Genomic DNA, 21,548 nt, shown 5'->3' on the forward strand with positions numbered 1-21,548 from the left:
TAGTGAAACCCTAAGTTCAACCTGATTTTGACCTAAATGCACCCTTCTGGTTTGACAATGCGCCCCTAGAACAATATGAGTAAACAACTTTCTGATCAGGCTAACAAACTCTGGACGTTGATTACGGAACCCAGCACCGCAAAAACCTATCGAGAAGCGCTGGATGTATCCTGGAAAATTTTAAGGGAAACCGGAAACTTTTTGTGGTTGGTGTTGTGTCTGGCGCTGGTTGGCATTGATTGGTTTTTAGAGAATTCCATCGCGGCTGGTCGAAAAACCCGCGCTTGGGTGAACGACCTAACCACCGCCGAAAAACCCTTGCCAGAGCAGCTTTTGACCCCCTGAGACAGGCAAAAACTGCTGGATTCGGGCAAATCGACGCTGGAGTCGGTGGTCGCCGCAGCCCGCAAGCAGTTGGGATTGTCCGAAAAGCCACCTGAACCTGTAGCGCCGCCTAGCCCGCCTGTTGCTGGGTCTAGTGCGCCCTCGGTGGTTGCTCCGTCGCCTGTTGTGGTTTCAGCCGAGAGTGTTGCTCCTGCCGAAAGTAAACCACCTGCGGCGATCGCCTCTACCGAAGAGTAGGGCATCAGAATCGCTTGCTGCTTCAAATTTTTCTGGCAGGACTGGGATTCAAGCTGTTACAATAGAGAACGCTGTCTAAATCAAAAGGTGAATGTGAGTATTCATGGCTAAGAAGAGCATGATCGAGCGTGAGAAAAGGCGTGAAAGGCTAGCGGCAAAGTATGCTGCTAAGCGGGAAGCCCTTTTGGAAGAATTTTCAAAGGCTGAATCGCAGCAAGAAAAGCTCGAAATTCACCGGAAGATCCAGCAGCTTCCTCGCAACAGCGCCCCCACTCGCCAGCGCAACCGCTGCTGGATGACCGGCCGCCCTCGGGGCTATTATCGCGACTTTGGCTTGTCGCGTCATGTCATTCGAGAAATGGCGCACCAGGGTTTGCTCCCTGGCGTGGTGAAGTCAAGCTGGTAAGGTGTGTTGGGGTTTCTCCTGGATATTCAGCTTGACGGATAGCGATCGCAGCGCTGCTAAGCTAGGCTCTCCTAGCTTGACGCTGATAAGCAAAACTCACGTCAATCTGCACACCAGCTTCTAATGCTATGTCACAGTTAGAACTTGGGTTGGTAGTCGGCGCTTTAGCGCTGAAACGCTGACTAAGAGTCAGCTCATGGCGCTGCCCTAGCTATTAATCAGACGGCATTCTGTAGTCTCTTATACGGTTTTAACCGTAGATCCGGGAGAGCCTTGAGCTAGGCCACCTTAATTAGACTCAATTAGACATAGACTCAATTAGACATAGACCCAGTTAGAGACCCAATTAGACCCAATTAGGCAAAGATTTCATAGCGCAAGTTTTGAATCAGCATCCACTCCAGCCTGGACAGATCTTTTCAAGTCCAGGCTGTTGCTATACCTATCGCATTCTGGGCCCCTGCTGTCGCCTATTCGACCGGGAAGAGTTGCCCTACCCCTGCTGTCGGCTAGAGTGGCGCGGCAAAGAACCAAGCTGGCGGCGCATTGGGCGACGGCTGGTGCCAGATATGGGGGCTCGCTCTTCGCCCTCCTACGTGGTGGAAATCCTGGGTCAGGAACACGCCAATGAACCGTTTGTGGTGACCCTGTACTGGCTCAAGCTGTCGCCGGAGCAGCGTGAGTGGTGGTATTCGCGCAAGTTAAAATCCCCAGCCCCTCCCGAATTGGTGTCGCAAACTAATTCACCCAGTTGCGAGTCTCCTTCGTGCTAGCACTGTGGAGCCGCAATTCCCAGAACCTGCTGGGCGATCGCCTCTAGCGTCTCCACTGGAGCCGACGACACCAGCGTAGACGGGTAGACTGCTGTCCCCAGGCGGGGATGTAAAATCACGCGACAGTTGCCGCAGCGATCCGTTGAGTAGCCCAGGGCCGCTCGCGCTACGGCCACATCGTCCAGCGGCAGTGTGCCCCTGGCAGAGAGAATCGGCCAGCCCGTGCGCGGGTCGAAGAGGTCTGCCAGATGTCCCTGCTGCTGGAGCGCCAGGGCGATCGCCCTCCCCTGGTTCAGGAAGTGCGATCGCAGCTTTTCCTTTTCTTGCTCTGTGTCGAGCGTCCGCTCTAGCAGCGCAAACTGGCTGGGTTGCAGCATCACTAGCACCGACGCAATAGCCTGCGACCAGGCAGGAAGCAGCCGCGACTGGTGCTGCAAAATATAGTCGCTGGGCGGATGGATGGAATACTGCACAAGACTTTCTTAAACCCGTCTTTACCAAAAGGGTCAGACAAACCCGTTAGGATTCAGAACGCTGGGCTACGCCATTTTAGGCGAATCACTCACCCTACTGCACGGGTCCCCCAAAGGCACGGGCTGAGCGTCTTTAACGGCTGGAGAACAAGCTACCAAGCTACAAGTGAATTACTAACTTATGAGCGAACTAATTGTCGTGGTGTTTGACCAAAAGCTGGCAGCCGACCATGCGCTGCTGGATCTGCTGAAGCGCGAGCAGGCCCATCTGGCAGATTTTGAAGATGCGGTGGTCGTGACCAAAAATGTACAGGGAAAAATCCGGGTCAAAGCCTACCACGACCTGCTGGAGCCTGTGGGCGAACTGAGCAACGACCTGTGGGGCGGCATCCTGAGCGCAGTGGTGTTTCATCGCTCGCTGGCGATCGCCCAGGAAATCTTTAACCCCGCTTTCCTCCTCCGAGTTGAAGAGGCACTCCAACCCAATTCGTCTGCGCTGCTGGTGCTGGTTCACGCCGAAGCTGTAGATCGCGTCGTCGAAGAACTGTTTGCGCTCAGCCCCATCGTCATCAAAACGCCGCTGCCCGATGCCAAACGCGAAGCGCTCAAACAGTCGATGCCATAAAGACTTCTATCCCTGAAAGCCCCACAGACGCTTCACCGACCATCCAAAATCGCCAATCCAAAATCCAAAATCGAAAGCCCCACAGACGCTTGACTGGCTATCCAAAATCGCCAATCCAAAATCATCGATGTCAAAAAACGGGTTTCGGAAACGCAGCCTATTTAAGGCAGCTTATTTAGGGAAATTGGGCAGGTCGATGGCGGCCAGCGACGACAGCTTTCTGGCAGGGCGTGTGGGGTAAACCACGGGGGCAAGATTCGCTGCGGCTTCGGGATCTGTCGCTTCGGGATTGCTGCGATCTTGGCGAGCCGGAGCCGCGGACTCTATTGCCGTAGCGGCCCAGCGATGGGTTTCAAAGGGCATGGTCAGCAATTTGGGTTGTACGGGCACCGGTCGGGGCGGCATGGGGGGAATCGGTGCCGAAGCAGCAGATCGAGATACCGAATCGTCTGACGGGGGCTGGAGTTGGGATTCCTCAGCGCCATGCAGCGCGGGGGGTGGCGTGTTTGGGAAGGGTTTGTCTGCGGGCTGCGTGGGATGGATTTCGCCATCGGGGGCGATCGCCTCAGTTGAAAGCGCCGCCAACTGGTCAATCAGCCCCGCCTGCACCAGGTCTTCGGCGGAAACCTCCACCAGCTTTGCCAGGTCTTGCCAGAGGGTTGTTTCTGCATTCGGGTCTGTGCTGGGAGCGCTGCCGACTTCGTTTACCAGGTCGGTGAACTCTCGGAACAGAGAGCGCACATTGTCCGCAACCGAAAGTTCAGCGGACGAAAGTTCAGCCGTCCGCAGTTCTGCACTGGCTTGGGGAGGCGGTTCCGAAGCAGCCGCGTTCGCGGGGTCTGGCGCTGGCGACGCACTGGCCGCCGCTAGCGTGGAGTGGCTTGCTCCTGATCCAAATTGAAACGCAATGACGTTCGTGGTAACGGTTGCAGCATCACCATCTTCGTCCAGGGGAGCGACAGACTCCGTTTCCTCACCATTGATCAGGTTTGGATCAATTCCTTCTTGAGCAAGGCTGGAATCTGGCAGGGACATACGGTCCCTCTCTGCGTCGTTGGTCAAAAGGGCATCTGCGGAAACCACATCACCCAGCCACGCCGCTGTTTCCTCCGCATTTTTGGGCTGGCTAGCCAAGACATTGACCAGTTTGGGGGGAACTGTTGATTCGGCGGATTCTGCTGACCACGGGCGGATCGTCGCCGCTTTGGGCAACAGCGACGGAGCCGAGAGCAGTTCGGCGGCGGCAGGGGCCTGCCAGGGCTGGGCTGTGGGCTGGGCGATCGCCTCTCCGGGTGCATCCAGCAGGGCTGCCGGAACCTCCAAACAACGCTCCAATGCCGCCTTGAACTGGAGCGTATAGCGCTGTTGCCGCTGGAGCCGCGTTTGCAAGTCTCGTACCAGTGCTTCGCTATGAGCTAGCCGCTGCGCTTGCTCTTCGTAGCGCTGCTGGGCGAGATGATTCTCTTGCTCAAGCTGCGTAATCCGCTCTCGGCTCAGCGCTAGCTCCTGGGTCACGGTTTCTGCCAATACCTGCTGTCGATGGCTCAGTTGCTGGGTCGCTTCCAGTTGCTCTGTAAGCTGGATAATTTGCTGTTCCAACGGCTGAATGGTGGCCTGCACCTGATCAGCGGCGATCGCCGTTGCCGCACGAGCCTGCTGCTGTTCCAGGGCATCCTCCAGCATCGACACGCGATCCAGCAGCGCGTTGTTGCACTGGTTCAGTTCTTGAATCAGGCTAATCAAATCGGCAACGTTGGGAGAAGCGGCCTCCGGTTCGCTGACGGCTGGAGCCACCACATCCCAACTGGGGCGCTCTGGAACAATGCGGCGCGTGGTCGGTGGCACTGATTGGCCTGATTGAGGCACTGCATTGGGCGAACTAGGACTGCGCGATTCGGTATTGCGCTGGGGCTGGATAAAATGCGATCGCCCCGGCTGCGGCTGACCCGACTGCGGCTGACCCAACTGCGGACTCGCTGCCTCGCCCTGTGCAGCCTCGCCGTATACAGACTGCCGCTCGATCGCGTCTGCGCTGATGGCGTTTGGAAAATTCACAGGCTGCCACTCTTCCCAAGACCCGACCGAGGATGATGCCGCCTCAGGGTTAGAAACAGTCGGAACATTACTCGGAACATGATGAACACGATTCGGAACGTCCGGGTCTGCGGGCGCGGATTCTGGTGCGGCTTCTACGGGCGGCTCCGTCGAAAACTCTGCCCAGCCCGCAAACCAGCTTGAAGGGGAGGGCGGATTTGCCGAGTTTTGGGCTTGTTCGTTTTGAGAAGAGTTTGGCTCGCTCATCGATTTGACCTGGCAGGGCGGGAGGCATTAAATCAGACTTACTCTTAGTAACACAGAAATCGGAGTTGAGAACGTTTTTTTACCAGGTTAGCGCCAGAATACTGGATTAGATTCAGTATCAGGCCAGGGCAGCGCTGCTGCATATCCTTCGAGCGGATCGGGTTCCCATGCGCCTGCGGATCTGCGGCGCTCCGGCAGGCGTAAATCGGATTGTGCATGAGCTACATGTCCTGCACTTTGCCCAGGCGGGCGAGTGGAGTCCGCCGCTGCCGTTGCCTGTGGAGGGTGAGGTGATTCGGATTTTGGTGCGATACTTCAAGCCAGAGTGAGGGGAAGCGCGATCGCCCCTCCTACGCTCCGCCCCATAGTCCCTGCAACCGCAACGGGCGAGAACCTGCCCAAATCTTCTTGCAATCTTCAGGGTTTACCCCCTGGAATCCTGATGATCCCCATTGCATACTACTAATGATGTGTGCTGCCTGCTAGAAAAACGCTTTCTGCCCCAGACTTTCGAGCCATGATGGGTTTCGAGTTTGGCTAGGAGGCGCAGCATAGCAGGCTCCAGGAGACTCAAGGAGACTCAATAGGAGGCTCAGACTTTTGAATACTCTTCCCTTTTCGGACTCGATGGCTGGGCTAGCGGCAAACGACTTCCGGCATCTCCCCAAGGCCGAGCGCGATCGCCTACTACGGGGCGAGATTTTGATTACGCCGCATCCCATTGACCTGTGGGGGACGGGCGTGACGGCACAGATGCACCTGCCCCTGTCGCCTGACTGCGCCTGGAGCCAGTTGACCCAATATCCCCGCTGGGTAGAGTATTTCCCGGACATCTCCCAGAGCCAAGTCTTGCACGAATGCACTGAGTCGCAAATGAAAACGCTGTTTCAGGCAGCCAGCAAGACGTTTCTGATGCTGTCGGTGCAGGTGGAGGTGTATCTAAACGTGATCGAGCGGATGCAGGGCGATCGCCGTCAGATTCGCTTTCAGCAGGAACGGGGCAGTTTTGAGCGTTTTCTGGCGGAGTTGGTGATCGAGCCGCTGGGCTTTGGCACGCTGCTTTCCTATAGCGTTGAGGCCGCGCCCTCGCTCCCCATTCCAGCCCCGCTGATTCAGGAGGCCGTGCGCCTCGATCTGCCGCGCAATATGCAGCAAATGCGGCGGGTGCTGTGTGGCGATGTCCGGGGTGGGGCGTTGGGCGATCGCCAGGCTGCCTAGCTCTAGCCCATGTGCTACGTTTGGGAAGTTGGATATGGAACAGTTCCCGCACAGGCCTCAATATTCCAAGACATTCCTCAACCTTCCTGAACCATGCCCTGGACTCTTCCCAAGATTTTCCCCGCACTGACGGTTTTGAGCGCCCTCGCGCTGCCCAGTCTGGCTCTCCAACCCGGATTTGCATCCGATCCGCCCTCGCCCCAACGCAGCAGCGCCCTGCAACGCCTAGGGCAAATGTTTTCGCCGGAAATCCAGTCCACCATTGGAGCCTGTCTGGAGCAGGGCAAGGTCGATGTGGCCGCCGGGCCGACCAGCAGCGGCGCGGTGCGCTGTGGCGATGGGTCAACAACCAGTGTTCCCTATGCTGCCTATGTCGCCACCGTGTCGGACGTGCTGACGGCCAGCAGCCTGGTTGGGTTTCGGGCGGTTTTGCAGTCCAATTCGGGCGTGTCTCCGGAGATGCTACGGATGTTTGTGAACAGCCCCCAGGGTGGAATCGTGCTGCGTCAGGCCGTGCAAACTGCAATTACCCAGAGCGAACTGCTGCCTGCCACGGCGACCGCATCTACCGACATCCTCACCGATGCCGTCCTGACGCGGCTATTGCCCAGCCTGCAAGACCCCACAACGCTCGACACGCTGCTGGGCACCCCAGAGCAATATAGCCAGGTGGTGCGGGAGTTTTGCACGGCTCCGGGCATGTCGGTCGAACAGGCAAAATCGCGCCTGCCGCTGAATGAACTCCAGCTTTATGCCATTTGCATTCAGGAGTCGGGCGTGGCCGACGAAGTGCTGCGGCTTGGCGGCCGATAGGGCTTGGAGGCTGGGCAGACAAGCATGACGGTGGTGTTGACCAATGACGACGGGATTGACGCACCGGGGCTGCTGGCGTTGCAGCGGGCGCTGGATCAGAAGTGCGTGATTGTCGCGCCGCAGCAGCCCTATTCGGGCTGTAGCCACCAGGTGACGAGCGATCGCCCGATTTCGGTCGAGAGGCGATCGCCCCACGCCTTTGCCGTCGGCGGCACGCCCGCAGATTGCACCCGTCTTGCCCTGCGGCATCTCTGCCCAGAGGGATCGCTGGTGCTATCGGGGGTGAATGCGGGTGGCAACCTGGGCGCAGATATCTATGTGTCGGGGACGGTGGCAGCCGTGCGCGAGGCAGCGCTGCATCGCGTTCCGGGCATCGCCTTTTCACAATACAAGCGGCGCGGGCTGGAGATCGACTGGGAGATGTCTACGCGCCTAGTGCGGCTGGTGCTGGATCGCTTGCTAAATGCTCGCACGCTGCCGGGAACGTTTTGGAATGTGAACCTGCCCCACCTGGAACCGGGCGCACCCAACCCCACGCTAGTATTTTGCCCGCTCTGTACGCAGCCCTTGCCGACGGATTATCGCGTAGAGGGCAACACGTTCATTTACGCAGGCAACTACAACCAGCGCCAGCGCGATACAGGCGCAGATGTGGACGTGTGCTTTGCGGGCAATATCGCCATTACGCAGCTCCGGCTGTGGGAAGGATGATGGCGATTTTAGATTTTGGATTGAGCCAGGATGTAGGCTACAGGGCGTGGCACGGTATTGGTATAGGCTGCAAGTAGAGCGATCGGTCGAGACGCGCCTTGCAAGAACGTGGGTGGTTATGGCGAAAGCTTGCTCTTTAACTTGTGCCATGCAGCCAATCTTCTCCAAATCTCCTTTATCCTTGCAAGCAGGAATATATAGACGGGCAACGATTGTTAAGGCTTGAAAAAATACTGAAGCTATGGCTAGAAACTGGGCAATTGTCGTTGGCATCAACCAATACAGCACGTTCCTGAGTCCATTAAAGTATGCGAAGCAAGATGCTGAGTTAATGTGCAATCTATTCAAAGAATTAGAATTTGATGAAATCTGTCTGTTCACAGAAGATTCTCCGCCTCAGCGCGTAGGACACAGACTCTTGCCCACCTATCCATCCTACGGTTACCTGCATGGATTCTTATTGGAAGTGTTCAAAGAGCCATTTCTCTCTACTGGAGATAACTTATGGTTCTTTTTTGCAGGTCACGGGATGCAATATGCTAATCGAGATTACTTAATGCTCGTTGATACTCATCCTAGTAACGTCGCTGCAACTGGAATTTCGGTCGATTATATTCAAGAACAATTAGTCCGATCTGGTGCCGATAATGTAATTCTTCTTCTAGATGCCTGTCGCAACCAAGGACACAGGGGCGCAAGCCAAATTAGTCGCGAAGCAAGGCAAGGGGTGATCACAATTTCTTCTTGCAGTCCAACAGAAGTCTCGTGGGAAGTTGATGAGCTTCAGCACGGTGTATTTACATATTGCCTTGATGAGGCATTGAACCCAAGAAAGGAAAATTTAGAAAAATTGAGATGTGCTACAGTCGAGGGATTAAATAATCACTTACGTAGACGTGTACCCTTCGTTTGCGAATGGTATAAGAAGTTTCCAGCACAAAATCCTTTCACAAAGATTGCCCCACTGGAAAAATCCCACCTTATCTTATTTCCCAAATATGCCCGTTTAGAAGACGTAAAAAGGCTTCAGGAAGACGCTCAAGAGGCCTTCTCAAAACGAAATCTAGATTTTGCTGAACAACTCTGTATTCGAGCTAATGAAGCAGCACAGGGTCAAAATAAAAGCGTATTAGATCTTCTTAATCAAATTCAACAAAAGCGGCTAAAAATTAGCAATCTCGCATTGCCGCAAATTCCTCTAAGCCAAATTATAGGCGAGTTTAATGGATTGAGAGATAGTCGATCTACACAGCTTTCTGAATTCACAAAACAAGCATCCCAAGCCGTGACAGATCAGCTTCATGATCAATATCTGGGATTCAGAGGATTTCTAACACCAAAAATTCAATCCGTTGGACGTGCTTTTACAAGTATCTCTACTCGGAATCGCAAAAAAACTCTAGGCTGTCTAGGGTTGATAGGGTTGGGCTTTTTAAGCCTGGCAGTCTTGCGAGATGTATCTAGCAATCACACTCCCTCTCATTCTAGTTATCAGGCTTTAGAGAGTTTTCTCAGATCAGGCAACTGGATTGCGGCCGATCAAGAAACAGTGAATCTGATTTTACAAAATGTTGGAAAGCCGTCTCTGATTTCGTTGGTTCCAGGTGATGTAAATCAAGTCCCGTGTGAGGTTTTGAGTGACATCGATCGATTGTGGGTTCAGAATAGCGCAGGCAAGTTTGGATTTAGCGTCCAAAAGAGAGTATTTTTAGACATAGAAAAGCTTGCGCCAACGCTGGAGCGAAATACTATCCTATCCGCATTTAACACGCAAGTTGGCTGGAATTCAAATGAAATTTGGGGTTCAGATTCGCGCCCAATTAAGTCAGGAGAATTTCCGGCAGGACACTTCCCAAAAACTTCGTTTAGAGTGGGTTTTTCAAATTTGATCCAAAAGCTTTCTACCTGTCAGTTTTGAATTGAGGAAATTGGTTTCTCAAGTTTCATACAGTCTCTAGCAGTTTGAGTCGATAGTCAACACCGTGGACGGGTTCTTCTTCGGGAAGTTCTGACGATAATTCAGATTTGCGCCATTTATTCTGGCAGCTTTTTAGGGGTCTATGCCCTGCAATCGCAAATACGCCTCCAAACGTTCCCTAGCCCGCCGCTCCTGCTCTTCTGCACTCAGATGATCGATGATTTGGGAGTTTGTCGGCACGGGGCTGAGCCTGCTGGCGTTGGGGTTGGGGCGAGAATCGGGAATCTGGGCGATCGCCGGAACTGAACCCGGCAGCGGCCTGGGGCTGCTTTGCGTCCGATGTGCTGTTGGCATCCTGTTGATTGGCGTTAGTAGCCTCAAAATTGCTGCATTTCGAGAGGCAGAAACGCGGATTTCCGACTGCGACTCAGTACAAAACAAGGCGGGCGATCGCTGACCAGCCTTCAATAATCCCGATTACGCAAGCGCTCTGACAGGTTACCAGAATTTTGTTTGAAGAGTGCGAAAATTTGCTTCCTGGAAATTGCTCTAAAAATTGCCCCCAAAATAAATTGCCCCCAAAATCGCCCAGATGGTGGTATTTGCAATGCAAAACCTGGCTCTAGCATGAGCAAAAGCTTTGCCTTAAAGCATTTCTACTCCAAAGCCTTGCCTTTGAATTTTGTGAATCCAAAACCATCTCTCGGCTCCGTTTCGCCCAGGCTAAAATCAGGCCTAGTCTACGCTTTGCTAGCCTACACAGCGTGGGGATTGCTGCCCATTTACTGGAAAGCGTTTGGTTCTATTTCTTCTGTGGAAGTATTGAGCCACCGTTTTTTCTGGTCGGCGGTGTTTTTAATCAGCGTGCTGATCGTGCAAGATCGGCGGGCAGAGTTGCAGACCATTGGGCGATCGCCCCACACGCTGGGCATTCTGCTGGTGACGGCACTGCTGCTGGCGTTTAACTGGGGGCTTTATATCTACGGTGTCAACAGCGATCGCGTCGTGGAAACCAGTCTGGGATATTTTATTAACCCGCTGGTCAGCGTGCTACTGGGCTTTGTAGTGCTAAAGGAACGGCTCCACTGGGGGCAGCAGTTGGCCGTGGCATTAGCGACACTGGGAGTGATTTATTTTATCTGGCAGCTTGGTACAGTGCCCTGGATTGCTCTGTTCCTGGCGTTTTCCTTTGCGCTGTATGGACTTGTGCGAAAGATCGTCCCCGTTTCGCCTGTGGTCGGGCTGACGGTAGAAGCGTTGTGGATCGCTCCGGCAGCTATCTTATTTATCAGCTTTGGCGACGTAACGGGCGCGGGGCATTTTTCTGATAGCCTGGGGCTGATGCTGCTGTTTATGGGCTGCGGCATTGTCACGTCGTTTCCGCTGCTGTGGTTCAACAATGCGGCCAAGCGGCTGCAACTTTCGACGCTGGGGTTCATGCAGTATCTCGCGCCCAGCTTGCAGCTTCTCCTGGGCGTGTTTCTCTATCGCGAACCCTTTACATCTGCCCATGCGGTCACCTTTGGCTGCATCTGGCTGGCGCTGCTGATCTATTCCGCGACCTCCTGGCTGAGAACTCGAACACAGGAATATGAGCAATCCTGACCTCCGCATTTGCTTTGTCGGCGACTCGTTTATAAACGGCACGGGCGATTCGACGCTGCTGGGCTGGACGGGGCGCGTCTGCCAGTTTGCCAGCCAGCGGGGCGTGCCGTTGACTTACTACAACCTGGGCGTGCGGCGAGAAACCAGTGCCGACATCGGCGTGCGCTGGCAGTTTGAGGTGATGGCGCGGCTGCCAGAGGGCTGCGACGGGGCGGGGTGGTGTTTTCCTTTGGGGCAAACGATACGACCTGGGAGCAGGGCGGCGTGCGGGTAAAGACGTCGGACTCGCTGCGGCACACGGGCATGATTTTGCTGGTGGCCAAGCGGCAATATCCGGTGCTAATGGTCAGCCCTCCGGCGATCGCCGATGAGGCACAGAACGAGCGCATCGCTGAATTAGTAAACTATCAGCGGCAAATCTGCGAGGGCTTCGAGATTCCCTACCTGGACGTGTTCACACCCTTGCGGCGATCGCCCGTGTGGATGACGGAAGTGCGATCGGGCGACGGCGCGCATCCCAACGCGGCGGGCTATGCCGAACTGGCGCAACTGGTGCTGAGTTGGCCAGCCTGGTGGAAGCTGGAATAGTGCTGCCAATCAATTTTTAGCGTTTAATAAAAAAATCACTCAGACTGCGGATTGAGCTTCAGTTTAGCCCCAGGAGAAGCCATGCCCCCCACCGCTAAGGCCCGCTGGACTCGCCAGAACTTTCGTGCCCTGATCCGACAGGAATTGCAGCCTGGCCGATTGATTCCAAGTCTCACGGCAGGCATGATTGCAGGCATTTTTCTAGTGGTTTACGCCGTTTCGTTTGGCGCATTGATCTTTTCCGGTGAGCTAACGCCGTTTGTGTCAGCGGGCATTGGGCTGGTTTTATTTACTGCGATTACGGTCAGTATTATTGTTGCGTTAGGTAGTTCGCTGCCTGGAGTTTTGATTATTCCGCAGGACGGCCCAGGCGTGATCCTAGCGCTGCTGATCAGTGCAATGGTCACGAAGCTGTCTGGGTCGGCTACGCCAGTAGAATTGTTTGCAACGGCGGTGATGGCGATCGCCACAACCTCTCTACTCACGGGGGCTGTGTGCTACTTGTTAGGAGCCTATCGACTGGGCAACCTGACGCGATTTGCGCCCTATCCAGTGATCGGCGGCTTTCTGTCTGGCACAGGATATCTGATAGCTCAAAGTGGCTTTAGTTTACTGAGCGATCGCTTTTTTAGCCTGTCTGAACTTGATGTTCTCCTGCAACCTCAATTTCTAACTCGCTGGGTTCCGGGAGTGGTGTTTGGCCTGATCTTGATTTGGGTTTTGCGTCATCGTAATAGCGTATTCATTGTGCCTGGAATGGTGCTGGTTGGGTCACTAATCTTCTACGCTGCGCTGTTTCTTACTCAGACGAATATTGCCGAAGCGCGGGAGCTAGGGCTGCTGCTGCCAGAGTTTCCAAGGGGCACATTGTGGCAACCCCTGAAGCCAGATCTGCTGCTGCAAGCACATTGGCAATCGATCTGGGAGCAGTTTCCTCGCATCGTTAGCATTGTCCTGGTTACAGTTATGATGTTGCTGCTCAATTCCACTGGAATTGAACTTGCAAGCGGGCAAGATATTGATCTGAATCAAGAATTGCGGGCTGCTGGACTGGGGAATATAGTTGCAGGTTTGGGCGGCGGGATTATTGGATTTCATGGATTAGGATTATCCACGCTTTGTTCTGCAAAAATTGGTGCAAAAAGCCGAGTTGTCGGAATTTTGGCTGCGTTCGTTTGTGTTTTAGTTTTATTCGCTGGAGGTTTTGTTTCGCTGCTGCCAAAAGCTGTTTTAGGCGGCATGTTGATATTTTTAGGTTTCGGCTTTTTGGTGGAATGGATCTATGACGCTTGGTTCAAGCTGTCGAAGTCTGAGTATGCGCTGGTACAGATTATTTTGCTGGCGATCGCCCTGGTGGGTTTCTTAGAAGGTGTGGGGTTAGGGTTAGCCATTGCAATGGTGCTGTTTGTGGTGAGCTACAGCCGGACTCGCGTGGCAAAGCACATACTGTCGGGCGTAAACTATCGCAGCCGCGCAGGGCGATCGCCCGCCGAGCAGCGCACCTTGCGCCAAGAAGGAGAACAACTTTATATTCTTGACCTCCAGGGATTTCTCTTTTTTGGCACAGCCAACCTGACCCCTAACCCCTGATCCCTGATCCCTAGACAGGCTTCAGCCCCAGCAGCCCCTCTTCCTTTAGCTTGGGGTCAAAGCGGATGGGGGTCGTCACGCCGCGATCGCCCAGCGCTTGCAGTACCTCCGCCTCGACCCGTCGTGCCACCTGTTTCAGGGTTTTGATTTTGCCGTGGTCGTCGGCGCTGGCATAGTCGGCCTGCTCCTGCGGGGTCATGCGGACTTTGGCATCAATGGGCTGATTCCACTGCGCTTCTTCATCGCCGTTGCCAGGGGGCGTTGCGCCGCTTTCGGCAATCCACTCGCTGCGGATGGTTTCTAGCAGGGTGCGGCTGGGGCGATCGCACGTCCACACCTTCACCCAATGGCAGCCCTGCGGCACGCGCACGAGATGTTGCAGCAGGCTGGCTGTGATGTCGCGAGAATAGCCGATGTATTGCAGAGCGTGATCGGCATCGAAAATGGCGTAAGCGCCTACTTTTCCGTCAAATTCGTGGATAATTTCGCCCTGGTCATCCAGGTAAGGCGAAAAGGGTAGTTCTGCGAGGGGAGGCATGGGCAGGGGGGTGGGTGATTCGCTGAGGCTTTGGAGATCCCCCCTAGCCCCCCTTAGTAAGGGGGGAACCAGATCGGAAGTCTCCCTTATTAAGGGGGATTTAGGGTGAAGCCGGATCGAAAGTCCTCCTTATTAAGGGGGATTTAGGGAGGAACCGGATCGGAAGTCCCCCTTACTAAGGGGGATTTAGGGGGATCGCACGCGGACAGCGAGCTACGACATTTGCTGGAGATAAGACTGATATCCTACCGCATCGAGCTTCGACTGTTTCTCTTGCACCCTATCGCGCAGGCTCTGTCGGTAACGCTGCACCTGGGCAAGCAGGTCGGGCTGCTGGCAGGCGAGGATTTGCACGGCGAGGAGTCCGGCATTTTGGGCATTGCCGATCGCCACGGTGGCCACCGGGATTCCGGCGGGCATTTGCACGATGGAATAGAGCGAGTCCAGCCCTTGCAGGTGGCGGCTGGGCACGGGCACACCAATCACAGGCAGCGGCGTGAGGGCAGCCACCATGCCCGGCAAGTGCGCCGCCCCGCCAGCCCCAGCGATAATCACTTTAAGTCCTCGCTCGTGGGCGGTTTGGGCGTAGTCTACCATGCGCTCCGGGGTGCGGTGAGCGGAGACGATCGCCACTTCGCAGGCGACCTGGAACTGTTCGCAAATGGCGATCGCCCCTTGCATCGTGGGCAAGTCAGAATCGCTGCCCATAATAATGCCCACCGCAGGGTGGGCGGCGGGCGATGGTGTGGATGGTTGTGTCATGTCAAGCAGGAAATGGATTCAACGAGAAACACAGAGCAAATGCGCCCTTACTCATCGTCCATTAGACCAAAGATCACCGCGCAAAACGCAAACGCCAGCACCAGCGGCATCGGCGACTGAAGATAGACCCCCAGCCCCGCCGAAACAACGGCACCCGCCCAGGCAGCGCCACACCACAGACGCTCCTGCGGGCTAAAGCCCTTTTCGGCTTTGATGGCCACCAGCGCCTCTGACGGAATGGGAAGTGGCATCACGGCGTGGGGCGGAAACGCCCAATATTCACGGCGCTCCTGAAACAGATCCGTCCAACCGTTTTGGAGGCACCATTCTTGAATCCATTCAGTACAGTACTTGTTCATAGCCACGGCGGATCGATCGACAAAAGAGGTTAAAAAAAGCGAAGATCCCGAAGAATGCTGGATAGCATCAACCATTCGGAACCCAAAGCAGCGCTAAAAGCTAAGAAAAACTAGAAAAAGCTCGATGGCAAAGCTCGACTGCTTGCTATGTTTGTAGACTAGCAGAGCGGAGTAAATGCCCGATTGACAAGACATCAAATGTTACTTAACAACCAGTTAGAATAGAAGGCTGCTGGGTTGAAAACAGCGTCAATTCAAGCGGTTCAACGGATTTTCCACTGGGTTTCAGTATGGGCAGCACCTTTGGGCATTTGTTTAGAATTACAACATTTGGCGAGTCGCACGGCGGCGGCGTGGGCGTGGTGATTGACGGCTGCCCGCCCCGCGTGGAGATCTCCGAAGCCGAGATTCAAACAGAGCTAGACCGCCGCCGCCCCGGCCAGAGCCACATCGTCACGCCGCGCAAAGAAGAAGACCGCTGCGAGATTTTGTCGGGCGTGATGGACGGTAAGACGCTGGGCACGCCGATCGCCATTTTGGTAAGAAACAAAGACGCGCGATCGCAAGACTATGACGAAATGGCGGTGAAATATCGCCCCTCCCATGCCGACGCAACCTACGACGCGAAATACGGCATCCGCAACTGGCGCGGCGGCGGGCGCTCCTCCGCGCGGGAAACGATTGGGCGCGTGGCAGCAGGGGCGATCGCCAAGAAAATTTTGCACCAGGTCGCCGGTGTCGAAATTATCGGCTACGTCAAGCGGATCAAAGACCTGGAAGGCGTAGTTGATCCCAACACCGTGACGATGGATCAGGTGGAAAGCAACATTGTCCGCTGCCCCGATGGCGAATGTGCCGAGCGGATGATCGACCTGATCGAACAAACCGGGCGATCGGGCGACTCCATCGGCGGCGTGGTGGAATGCGTCGCCCGCTCCGTCCCCAAAGGACTCGGCGAACCCGTATTCGACAAGCTCGAAGCCGACCTAGCCAAAGCCGTCATGTCTCTGCCCGCCAGCAAAGGCTTTGAAATCGGCTCTGGCTTTGCCGGAACGCTGCTCACCGGCATTGAACACAACGACGAATTCTACATCGACGACCAGGGCGAAATTCGCACCGTTACCAACCGCTCCGGCGGCATCCAGGGCGGCATCTCCAACGGCGAAAACATCATCCTGCGCGTGGCCTTCAAACCCACCGCCACTATCCGCAAAGAGCAGCGCACCGTCACCACCGACGGCGAAGAAACCGTCCTCGCTGCCAAAGGTCGCCATGATCCCTGTGTGCTGCCTCGCGCCGTGCCAATGGTCGAAGCGATGGTCGCCCTCGTCCTCTGCGACCACCTGCTGCGCCATCATGGGCAGTGCGAGTTGTTCTAGGAGTGGAGAATGAAGGGGTGGATTCGACCCATTGTGCTGTGCTTGTTTCGACATCAAGACCGCATCCTCGTTTCCCGCGACTATGATTCCGTCAAGCAGTCTGATTATTATCGACCGCTGGGCGGCGGCATCGAATTTGGCGAAACCAGCCGCGATGCGCTGATCCGCGAGATGCGCGAAGAACTGGATGCAGAAATCGAGCAGTTGACCTGGCTGGGCACGCTAGAGAATCTCTTTACGCTGGAGGGTGAGCCGGGCCATGAAATTGTGCTGATTTATGATGCCAAATTTTGCGATCGCACGCTCTATAACCACCCCACACTCATTGGCTCCGAACAAGGACTTCCCTTCACCGCTGAGTGGAAATCTCTATCGGAGTTTGGAGAATCTGGACTCCACCTCGTCCCCGAAGGACTCAAGAACTTCATTTTGAAGCATAGCCATGATTAGAAACCTGGCCAAAGATCCTAGTCGGTTCTGCTTCAGCTTCTCAAAAAAACAGGTATCGCCTCTATCTTTAGCCCTATTCCCTTAGCCCTATTCCTAACGCTGGATGCCCCTAATTCTGACATCGCTAATAATAAATTCGCTAGTTCAAAATTTCCTGGCGAAAAAACTATGGCAAGCCCTATTGAATTCAGTTTGTTTGCACCTTATAACGAGGCAGTATCGCTCGTCGGCTCCTTTTCAGATTGGGATGAAATCCCCATGAAAAAGGGAAAAGACGGCTTCTTTCGGGTTAGCGTGGATTTAGAAGATGGCGTTTATAACTATAAGTTTCGAGTTCAAAGTAAGTCCTGGTTTTTTGAACCGAACCAATGGGTCGATGTGACCGATCCCTATGCCACCGATGTAGATGGAAAATCTTCTGAAGAAAATGCGATCGCCCGTATCAAAGATGGCAAACGGATTGTCGATACCTACGTTTGGCAATATGACGACACGCCGCTGCCTGCTGACCACGAACTCGTGATTTATGAAATGCACGTCGCGGACTTTTCGGGTGGTGAAGACGACCCCTACGCCCGCGGACAATATAAGCACGTTGTCGAAAAGCTGGATTACCTATGCGAACTGGGCATCAATGCCATCGAGCTAATGCCCGTAAAGGAATATCCCGGCGACTATAGCTGGGGCTACAACCCGCGCCACTTCTTTGCCACCGAATCAAGCTACGGCTCCACTGCTGACCTGAAACGGCTGATCGACGAGTGTCACCATCGGGGCATTCGCGTGTTCATGGACGGGATTTACAACCACTCAGAAGCGTCGTCGCCGCTGACGCAGATTGACCACGACTATTGGTATCACCACGAGCCGCGTGACCCCGACAACAACTGGGGTCCCGAATTCAACTACGAACATTACGACGAAAATCTGGAAACCTATCCTGCCCGCCGCTTCATTGGTGACACGGTGCGCTACTGGGTGCGTGAATACCATTTGGACGGCATTCGGTATGATGCGGCGCGTCAGATTGCGAACTATGATTTCATGCACTGGATCACGCATGAAGCCAAAGAAACCGCAGGCGCAAAACCATTCTTTAACATTGCTGAACACATTCCCGAAACCACCAGCATTACCAACGTGGACGGGCCGATGGATAGCTGCTGGCACGACAGCTTTTATCACACGGTGCTGGCCCACATCACGGGCGATACCTTTGACTTGGAATCGTTGAAGGACGTGATCGACGCCAAGCGGCAGGGCTTCATGGGCGCAACCAATGTGGTGAACTATCTGACCAACCACGACCACAATCATGTGATGGCGGAATTGAGCGATCGCCAAATTTTTGACGAAACCGCATTCCGTCGAGTCAAGCTGGGTGTGGTGCTGCTGATGACGGCGATGGGCGTGCCGATGCTGTGGATGGGCGAGGAATTTGGAGAGTACAAGTATAAAACTCCTGACCCTGCCAAGATTGACTGGCCACTGCTGGGCAACGACCTGAACCGGAGCTTGTTTGAATACTACAAAGGGCTAATCGGCCTCCGCAGAACCAATGCGGCGCTGCACACAGAGAATGTCGAGTTTTTCCACGAAAATCCCGATACCAAAGTGCTAGCCTACACCCGCTGGAATGACGAAGGCTCCCGCGTAGCCGTAGTGGCAAACTTCTCCGACCAGTTTCTCGCAGGTTACACCGTGCCCAGCTTCCCCGCCAACGGCACCTGGCACGAATGGACGGGCAACTATGAAGTGCAGTCTGGCGACGACCAGTTGATGACCGACCTGGGTGAGTTTGAGGCAAAGGTGTTTGTTTGGAAGGGATAACCCTCAGCCTTTGCCGCTGCCCATCAGGTAGAGCAACGCCATCCGCACGGCCACGCCGCTCGTCACCTGTTGCGAAATCAGGCTAAAGTCGGGGTCATCCATTAGTTCGGAGCTAATTTCTACACCGCGATTCACTGGGCCGGGGTGCAGCACTTTGACGCTGGGTTTGCAGCGCTGGAGGCGATCGCCCGTAATGCCAAACTGCTGGTGATATTCGCGCAGGCTGGGCAGCAGATGGCTGGTCATCCGCTCTTTTTGCAATCGCAGCGTCATTACAAAGTCGGCGTTTTCGAGCGCAGGATCGAGTTCCCAGTGGAGGGTCGGCGGAATGATAGCGGGGTGGGGGAGTGGGCTAGCCTTCTCCCCTGCTTTTTTCGACGGCGATTTCACAAATTCTGCAAACCAGCGGGGCAGCAGCGTGGGCGGGCCGGCCAGGTGAACCTCTGCGCCGCTGGTGGTTAGGCTCCAGAGATTGGAGCGAGCCACGCGGGAATGCAGAATATCCCCCACAATCGCAATTTTCTTGCCGCGCAGCAGTTCCACGCGGGGATGGTTGTGATCCAGCAGCGTGCAGAGGGTAAACAGGTCGAGCAGCCCTTGCGACGGGTGTTCGTGCTGGCCGTCGCCTGCATTTAGCACGCCGACGTGAGTATTGAGCCGATCCATTTCCTGGGCGATCGCCTGGGGCACGCCTGCTTCTTTGTGGCGAATCACCATCATGTCCGTGCCCATTGCCAGGTAGGTCTTCGCCGTGTCGAGGATGGTTTCGCCCTTGGTGAGGGATGACGTGCCGGGGGCAAAGTTGAGCGTGTCAGCAGAGAGGCGCTTGGCGGCCAGTTCAAAACTGCTGCGGGTGCGGGTGGAGGACTCAAAAAACAGGTTGGTAATCACCTGCCCCTGGAGGGCGGGCACTTTTTTGGTGCGGGTGGACAGCACTTCGCGGAAGCTGGCCGCCGTTTGCAGCACAGTGTCGTATTCCGCTGGCGAAAAGTCGGCCAGCGAAAGGACATGGCGGCGCGTCCAGTTTGGGGTCACCATAATGGTCATATGCAATACGATTTAGAGTTTAGACCATTGCTCTACTTCCTCCGCACCCGATTCGGCAGAATCCGCAAAGTTTGGGGCGATCGCCCTTCTCAGCCGCACTCCCGCTGCCGAACCCTGCTGCTCGAGCCGTCTAGAACCCTGTCATGAAATTTCCTGTATGAAACCGAAAGTGCTGAAACCGGGGATGAGCCGGATGCAAAGGGCGATCGCCCCACCCCGCCAACTTTCTGCCTGCCTGCTTTTCCTGCTGACTGTACTGCTTCTGGCAAGCTGCGGCAGCCGCACAACTGCCCCACCCGACTCTGCATCGCCCCAGTCGCCAAGCCGCACACCCATCGCGGCATCTTCCCCAAACAGCCCCAGCCCTGGAAGCGCCGATAAACCTGCCGCGCCTGCCGTCAGCCCCGCCGCGCCCCAATCCCTCGCTGCGCCAATTTCTCCCGCCGCCGCCCCCCGGCTGACCACCGTCACGGTTTATCAGGCCGATGACCAGTGTGTGAACTTTGTGCCAGAGCAGGTGCAGGTGCCCGCCGACCAGGCGATGCAGGCAGCCGTGGGCAAGGTGCTGGAAAAACAGGGGGATGGCGACTTTGACCTGGGCGGCTATCGCGTCAGCCTGAATGCCCAAACGGGCGAAGCCACGGTCGATCTGCGCCTAGTGCCGGGGTCAAAGCGGCAAATCGTTTCCCTGTCGGCGTGCGAACAGTTTGCGCTGTTTGGCAGCCTGCGCGAAACCCTGATGAAAAATTCTGCCTGGAATGTGAAGTCTGTCCGCTTTACCGAACGCGGGGAGGAGATTGTATTGTGAAAGACGCGGAAGTAAACTGTCGCAGCATACTAAGGCAGAATCCTAAGTCAGTGTTAGCGCCAATTTCTACGTCACTCAAGCATCCTGTTTCTAATTGCTCGATTCCCCAACCATTCCTCCCATGCCTAAAGCCCCCATCCTCCAGCCTGATCAGTCTTACACGTTTGCAGATTATTTCAGGCTCAACTTTGCGCCGAGGGATATTCTGGCTCATTTTGGGGTGACGCTCCAGAAGCGGGCGATCGCCTTTTCGCCTTATAGAGGAGAACTGGATCGACTGGACAGCCTGCAACAGCGTATTGAAGAGAGTCTCCCCCGACTCAGCCTGACCAGTGAAGCGGCGCGGCGCGAGTTTTTGATTGCCCCTGTGCTGACGGATGTGCTGCACTACACGCAAGCATTGCTGAATGTAGAATACCCAGTGGCGGTGAGCAATCAGCTTAAGGGATCGCTGGACTATTTTCTGCAAACGGACGTGACAGTTTTGGTAATTGAAGCCAAAAACGAGGACTTGGAGCGGGGATTTGTGCAGCTAGCAGTAGAGCTCATTGCGCTGGATCAGTGGATCGAGTCGGAGCAAGGGGTGCTGCCGGGGGCAGTATCGACCGGGAGCATCTGGCAGTTCGGCCAATTTGACCGACAGACACGACAGGTAACGCAGGATCTTAGCCTGTACCGGGTTCCGGCAGATCTGGAAGCGCTGCTGCGAATCCTGGTGGGCTTGCTGAAGCCTGCACCGGGCGATAGCGTGGGGGCAGAACCTTAGCGCCTA

The 21,548-nt window shown here is 55.3% G+C and carries 26 protein-coding genes; 20 read left to right on the top strand and 6 right to left on the bottom strand.

What is annotated here, in order from left to right; translation table 11 throughout:
* Positions 1-75 precede the first annotated feature (75 nt).
* The 4 genes from O77CONTIG1_RS07020 to O77CONTIG1_RS07030 all read left to right on the top strand — a co-directional run bounded on the left by O77CONTIG1_RS07020 (position 76) and on the right by O77CONTIG1_RS07030 (position 1,761).
* Positions 76-345 carry a hypothetical protein gene (locus O77CONTIG1_RS07020; protein WP_068509232.1) on the top strand — a complete coding sequence of 90 codons (270 nt, stop codon included), beginning with the start codon at positions 76-78 and terminating at the stop codon, positions 343-345.
* Positions 346-390: 45 nt separating this feature from the next.
* Complete coding sequence (locus tag O77CONTIG1_RS24270) at positions 391-582, top strand: hypothetical protein (RefSeq protein ID WP_156435016.1); 192 nt, start codon at positions 391-393, stop codon at positions 580-582.
* A gap of 103 nt (positions 583-685) precedes the next feature.
* Positions 686-988: a 30S ribosomal protein S14 gene (gene rpsN / locus O77CONTIG1_RS07025; RefSeq protein WP_068509234.1), complete on the top strand. Its 303-nt coding sequence runs from the start codon at positions 686-688 to the stop codon at positions 986-988.
* Between the two features lie 383 nt (positions 989-1,371).
* Positions 1,372-1,761 carry a hypothetical protein gene (locus O77CONTIG1_RS07030; RefSeq protein ID WP_197673341.1) on the top strand — a complete coding sequence of 130 codons (390 nt, stop codon included), beginning with the start codon at positions 1,372-1,374 and terminating at the stop codon, positions 1,759-1,761.
* On the opposite strand, the gene O77CONTIG1_RS07035 is transcribed toward O77CONTIG1_RS07030, so the two are convergent.
* Positions 1,758-2,234, bottom strand: coding sequence for a methylmalonic aciduria and homocystinuria type D protein (locus O77CONTIG1_RS07035; protein ID WP_068509239.1), 477 nt, complete (start codon positions 2,232-2,234; stop codon positions 1,758-1,760). The two genes, O77CONTIG1_RS07030 and O77CONTIG1_RS07035, sit on opposite strands and share 4 nt — an antisense overlap.
* Positions 2,235-2,415: 181 nt before the next feature.
* Here O77CONTIG1_RS07035 and O77CONTIG1_RS07040 point away from each other — a divergent pair, with 181 nt between their 5' ends.
* Positions 2,416-2,859, top strand: coding sequence for a DUF1269 domain-containing protein (locus O77CONTIG1_RS07040; protein ID WP_068509240.1), 444 nt, complete (start codon positions 2,416-2,418; stop codon positions 2,857-2,859).
* Between the two features lie 171 nt (positions 2,860-3,030).
* Here the strand turns inward: O77CONTIG1_RS07040 and O77CONTIG1_RS07045 are convergent, their stop codons facing one another.
* Positions 3,031-5,160 carry a hypothetical protein gene (locus O77CONTIG1_RS07045; protein ID WP_068509242.1) on the bottom strand — a complete coding sequence of 710 codons (2,130 nt, stop codon included), beginning with the start codon at positions 5,158-5,160 and terminating at the stop codon, positions 3,031-3,033.
* Between the two features lie 167 nt (positions 5,161-5,327).
* Between O77CONTIG1_RS07045 and O77CONTIG1_RS24275 the strand changes: the two genes are divergently transcribed.
* From O77CONTIG1_RS24275 to O77CONTIG1_RS07085, 10 genes are all read left to right on the top strand, one after another.
* On the top strand, positions 5,328-5,489 hold the full coding sequence (locus O77CONTIG1_RS24275; RefSeq protein WP_156435018.1) for a hypothetical protein: 162 nt from the start codon (positions 5,328-5,330) through the stop codon (positions 5,487-5,489).
* Between the two features lie 271 nt (positions 5,490-5,760).
* On the top strand, positions 5,761-6,378 hold the full coding sequence (locus tag O77CONTIG1_RS07050) for an SRPBCC family protein (RefSeq protein WP_225894708.1): 618 nt from the start codon (positions 5,761-5,763) through the stop codon (positions 6,376-6,378).
* Between the two features lie 93 nt (positions 6,379-6,471).
* Positions 6,472-7,191, top strand: coding sequence for a hypothetical protein (locus tag O77CONTIG1_RS07055; RefSeq protein ID WP_068509246.1), 720 nt, complete (start codon positions 6,472-6,474; stop codon positions 7,189-7,191).
* Positions 7,192-7,215: 24 nt separating this feature from the next.
* Positions 7,216-7,902 (top strand): 5'/3'-nucleotidase SurE, encoded by a 687-nt coding sequence (surE, locus tag O77CONTIG1_RS07060; protein ID WP_068509248.1) that lies wholly within the window; start codon positions 7,216-7,218, stop codon positions 7,900-7,902.
* A gap of 241 nt (positions 7,903-8,143) precedes the next feature.
* Positions 8,144-9,820, top strand: a complete 1,677-nt coding sequence (locus tag O77CONTIG1_RS07065) for a GUN4 domain-containing protein (RefSeq protein ID WP_068509250.1) — start codon at positions 8,144-8,146, stop codon at positions 9,818-9,820.
* A 217-nt stretch (positions 9,821-10,037) separates the two neighbouring features.
* Positions 10,038-10,277, top strand: coding sequence for a hypothetical protein (locus O77CONTIG1_RS07070; protein ID WP_068509252.1), 240 nt, complete (start codon positions 10,038-10,040; stop codon positions 10,275-10,277).
* Between the two features lie 290 nt (positions 10,278-10,567).
* Positions 10,568-11,425, top strand: a complete 858-nt coding sequence (rarD, locus tag O77CONTIG1_RS07075) for an EamA family transporter RarD (RefSeq protein WP_286132583.1) — start codon at positions 10,568-10,570, stop codon at positions 11,423-11,425.
* Positions 11,412-11,699: a hypothetical protein gene (locus tag O77CONTIG1_RS26700; RefSeq protein ID WP_286132584.1), complete on the top strand. Its 288-nt coding sequence runs from the start codon at positions 11,412-11,414 to the stop codon at positions 11,697-11,699. The genes rarD and O77CONTIG1_RS26700 overlap by 14 nt, the downstream gene beginning before the upstream one ends.
* Entirely contained in the window at positions 11,690-12,013 is a 324-nt protein-coding gene (locus O77CONTIG1_RS26705) for a GDSL-type esterase/lipase family protein (protein WP_286132585.1), read from the top strand. The genes O77CONTIG1_RS26700 and O77CONTIG1_RS26705 overlap by 10 nt, the downstream gene beginning before the upstream one ends.
* 81 nt (positions 12,014-12,094) lie before the next feature.
* Positions 12,095-13,603, top strand: coding sequence for a SulP family inorganic anion transporter (locus O77CONTIG1_RS07085; RefSeq protein WP_068509255.1), 1,509 nt, complete (start codon positions 12,095-12,097; stop codon positions 13,601-13,603).
* A gap of 10 nt (positions 13,604-13,613) precedes the next feature.
* Here the strand turns inward: O77CONTIG1_RS07085 and O77CONTIG1_RS07090 are convergent, their stop codons facing one another.
* From O77CONTIG1_RS07090 to O77CONTIG1_RS07100, 3 genes are all read right to left on the bottom strand, one after another.
* Positions 13,614-14,141, bottom strand: coding sequence for a GIY-YIG nuclease family protein (locus O77CONTIG1_RS07090; protein ID WP_068509258.1), 528 nt, complete (start codon positions 14,139-14,141; stop codon positions 13,614-13,616).
* Positions 14,142-14,354: 213 nt separating this feature from the next.
* Positions 14,355-14,903, bottom strand: coding sequence for a 5-(carboxyamino)imidazole ribonucleotide mutase (purE, locus tag O77CONTIG1_RS07095; RefSeq protein WP_068509260.1), 549 nt, complete (start codon positions 14,901-14,903; stop codon positions 14,355-14,357).
* A gap of 47 nt (positions 14,904-14,950) precedes the next feature.
* On the bottom strand, positions 14,951-15,262 hold the full coding sequence (locus O77CONTIG1_RS07100; RefSeq protein WP_068516176.1) for a hypothetical protein: 312 nt from the start codon (positions 15,260-15,262) through the stop codon (positions 14,951-14,953).
* A 290-nt stretch (positions 15,263-15,552) separates the two neighbouring features.
* Here O77CONTIG1_RS07100 and aroC point away from each other — a divergent pair, with 290 nt between their 5' ends.
* The 3 genes from aroC to O77CONTIG1_RS07115 all read left to right on the top strand — a co-directional run bounded on the left by aroC (position 15,553) and on the right by O77CONTIG1_RS07115 (position 18,921).
* On the top strand, positions 15,553-16,641 hold the full coding sequence (gene aroC / locus O77CONTIG1_RS07105; RefSeq protein ID WP_068509262.1) for a chorismate synthase: 1,089 nt from the start codon (positions 15,553-15,555) through the stop codon (positions 16,639-16,641).
* A gap of 9 nt (positions 16,642-16,650) precedes the next feature.
* Positions 16,651-17,091, top strand: a complete 441-nt coding sequence (locus tag O77CONTIG1_RS07110; protein WP_068509263.1) for an NUDIX hydrolase — start codon at positions 16,651-16,653, stop codon at positions 17,089-17,091.
* A gap of 168 nt (positions 17,092-17,259) precedes the next feature.
* Entirely contained in the window at positions 17,260-18,921 is a 1,662-nt protein-coding gene (locus O77CONTIG1_RS07115; RefSeq protein WP_068509264.1) for an alpha-amylase family glycosyl hydrolase, read from the top strand.
* A gap of 3 nt (positions 18,922-18,924) precedes the next feature.
* On the opposite strand, the gene O77CONTIG1_RS07120 is transcribed toward O77CONTIG1_RS07115, so the two are convergent.
* Positions 18,925-19,959, bottom strand: a complete 1,035-nt coding sequence (locus tag O77CONTIG1_RS07120) for an aspartate carbamoyltransferase catalytic subunit (protein WP_068516178.1) — start codon at positions 19,957-19,959, stop codon at positions 18,925-18,927.
* A 166-nt stretch (positions 19,960-20,125) separates the two neighbouring features.
* Between O77CONTIG1_RS07120 and O77CONTIG1_RS07125 the strand changes: the two genes are divergently transcribed.
* On the top strand, positions 20,126-20,776 hold the full coding sequence (locus O77CONTIG1_RS07125) for a hypothetical protein (RefSeq protein ID WP_197673342.1): 651 nt from the start codon (positions 20,126-20,128) through the stop codon (positions 20,774-20,776).
* A 121-nt stretch (positions 20,777-20,897) separates the two neighbouring features.
* Positions 20,898-21,542, top strand: a complete 645-nt coding sequence (locus tag O77CONTIG1_RS07130) for a hypothetical protein (RefSeq protein WP_068509269.1) — start codon at positions 20,898-20,900, stop codon at positions 21,540-21,542.
* Positions 21,543-21,548 lie beyond the last annotated feature (6 nt).

This window comes from Leptolyngbya sp. O-77 (assembly GCF_001548395.1).
In the GTDB taxonomy this organism is placed as follows: domain Bacteria; phylum Cyanobacteriota; class Cyanobacteriia; order Elainellales; family Elainellaceae; genus Thermoleptolyngbya.

Bases quoted from the DNA above. Each gene is read 5' to 3' on its own strand.
- purE (WP_068509260.1), bottom strand. From the start codon at position 14,903: ATGACACAACCATCCACACCATCGCCCGCCGCCCACCCTGCGGTGGGC.
- O77CONTIG1_RS24275 (WP_156435018.1), top strand. From the start codon at position 5,328: ATGCGCCTGCGGATCTGCGGCGCTCCGGCAGGCGTAAATCGGATTGTG.
- O77CONTIG1_RS07055 (WP_068509246.1), top strand. From the start codon at position 6,472: ATGCCCTGGACTCTTCCCAAGATTTTCCCCGCACTGACGGTTTTGAGC.
- aroC (WP_068509262.1), top strand. From the start codon at position 15,553: ATGGGCAGCACCTTTGGGCATTTGTTTAGAATTACAACATTTGGCGAG.
- rpsN (WP_068509234.1), top strand. From the start codon at position 686: ATGGCTAAGAAGAGCATGATCGAGCGTGAGAAAAGGCGTGAAAGGCTA.
- O77CONTIG1_RS07020 (WP_068509232.1), top strand. From the start codon at position 76: ATGAGTAAACAACTTTCTGATCAGGCTAACAAACTCTGGACGTTGATT.
- O77CONTIG1_RS07070 (WP_068509252.1), top strand. From the start codon at position 10,038: ATGATTTGGGAGTTTGTCGGCACGGGGCTGAGCCTGCTGGCGTTGGGG.
- O77CONTIG1_RS07045 (WP_068509242.1), bottom strand. From the start codon at position 5,160: ATGAGCGAGCCAAACTCTTCTCAAAACGAACAAGCCCAAAACTCGGCA.
- O77CONTIG1_RS26700 (WP_286132584.1), top strand. From the start codon at position 11,412: ATGAGCAATCCTGACCTCCGCATTTGCTTTGTCGGCGACTCGTTTATA.
- surE (WP_068509248.1), top strand. From the start codon at position 7,216: ATGACGGTGGTGTTGACCAATGACGACGGGATTGACGCACCGGGGCTG.
- O77CONTIG1_RS07090 (WP_068509258.1), bottom strand. From the start codon at position 14,141: ATGCCTCCCCTCGCAGAACTACCCTTTTCGCCTTACCTGGATGACCAG.
- O77CONTIG1_RS07115 (WP_068509264.1), top strand. From the start codon at position 17,260: ATGGCAAGCCCTATTGAATTCAGTTTGTTTGCACCTTATAACGAGGCA.
- O77CONTIG1_RS07110 (WP_068509263.1), top strand. From the start codon at position 16,651: ATGAAGGGGTGGATTCGACCCATTGTGCTGTGCTTGTTTCGACATCAA.
- O77CONTIG1_RS07125 (WP_197673342.1), top strand. From the start codon at position 20,126: ATGAAACCGAAAGTGCTGAAACCGGGGATGAGCCGGATGCAAAGGGCG.
- O77CONTIG1_RS07130 (WP_068509269.1), top strand. From the start codon at position 20,898: ATGCCTAAAGCCCCCATCCTCCAGCCTGATCAGTCTTACACGTTTGCA.
- O77CONTIG1_RS07120 (WP_068516178.1), bottom strand. From the start codon at position 19,959: ATGGTGACCCCAAACTGGACGCGCCGCCATGTCCTTTCGCTGGCCGAC.
- O77CONTIG1_RS07100 (WP_068516176.1), bottom strand. From the start codon at position 15,262: ATGAACAAGTACTGTACTGAATGGATTCAAGAATGGTGCCTCCAAAAC.
- O77CONTIG1_RS07065 (WP_068509250.1), top strand. From the start codon at position 8,144: ATGGCTAGAAACTGGGCAATTGTCGTTGGCATCAACCAATACAGCACG.
- O77CONTIG1_RS07040 (WP_068509240.1), top strand. From the start codon at position 2,416: ATGAGCGAACTAATTGTCGTGGTGTTTGACCAAAAGCTGGCAGCCGAC.
- O77CONTIG1_RS07085 (WP_068509255.1), top strand. From the start codon at position 12,095: ATGCCCCCCACCGCTAAGGCCCGCTGGACTCGCCAGAACTTTCGTGCC.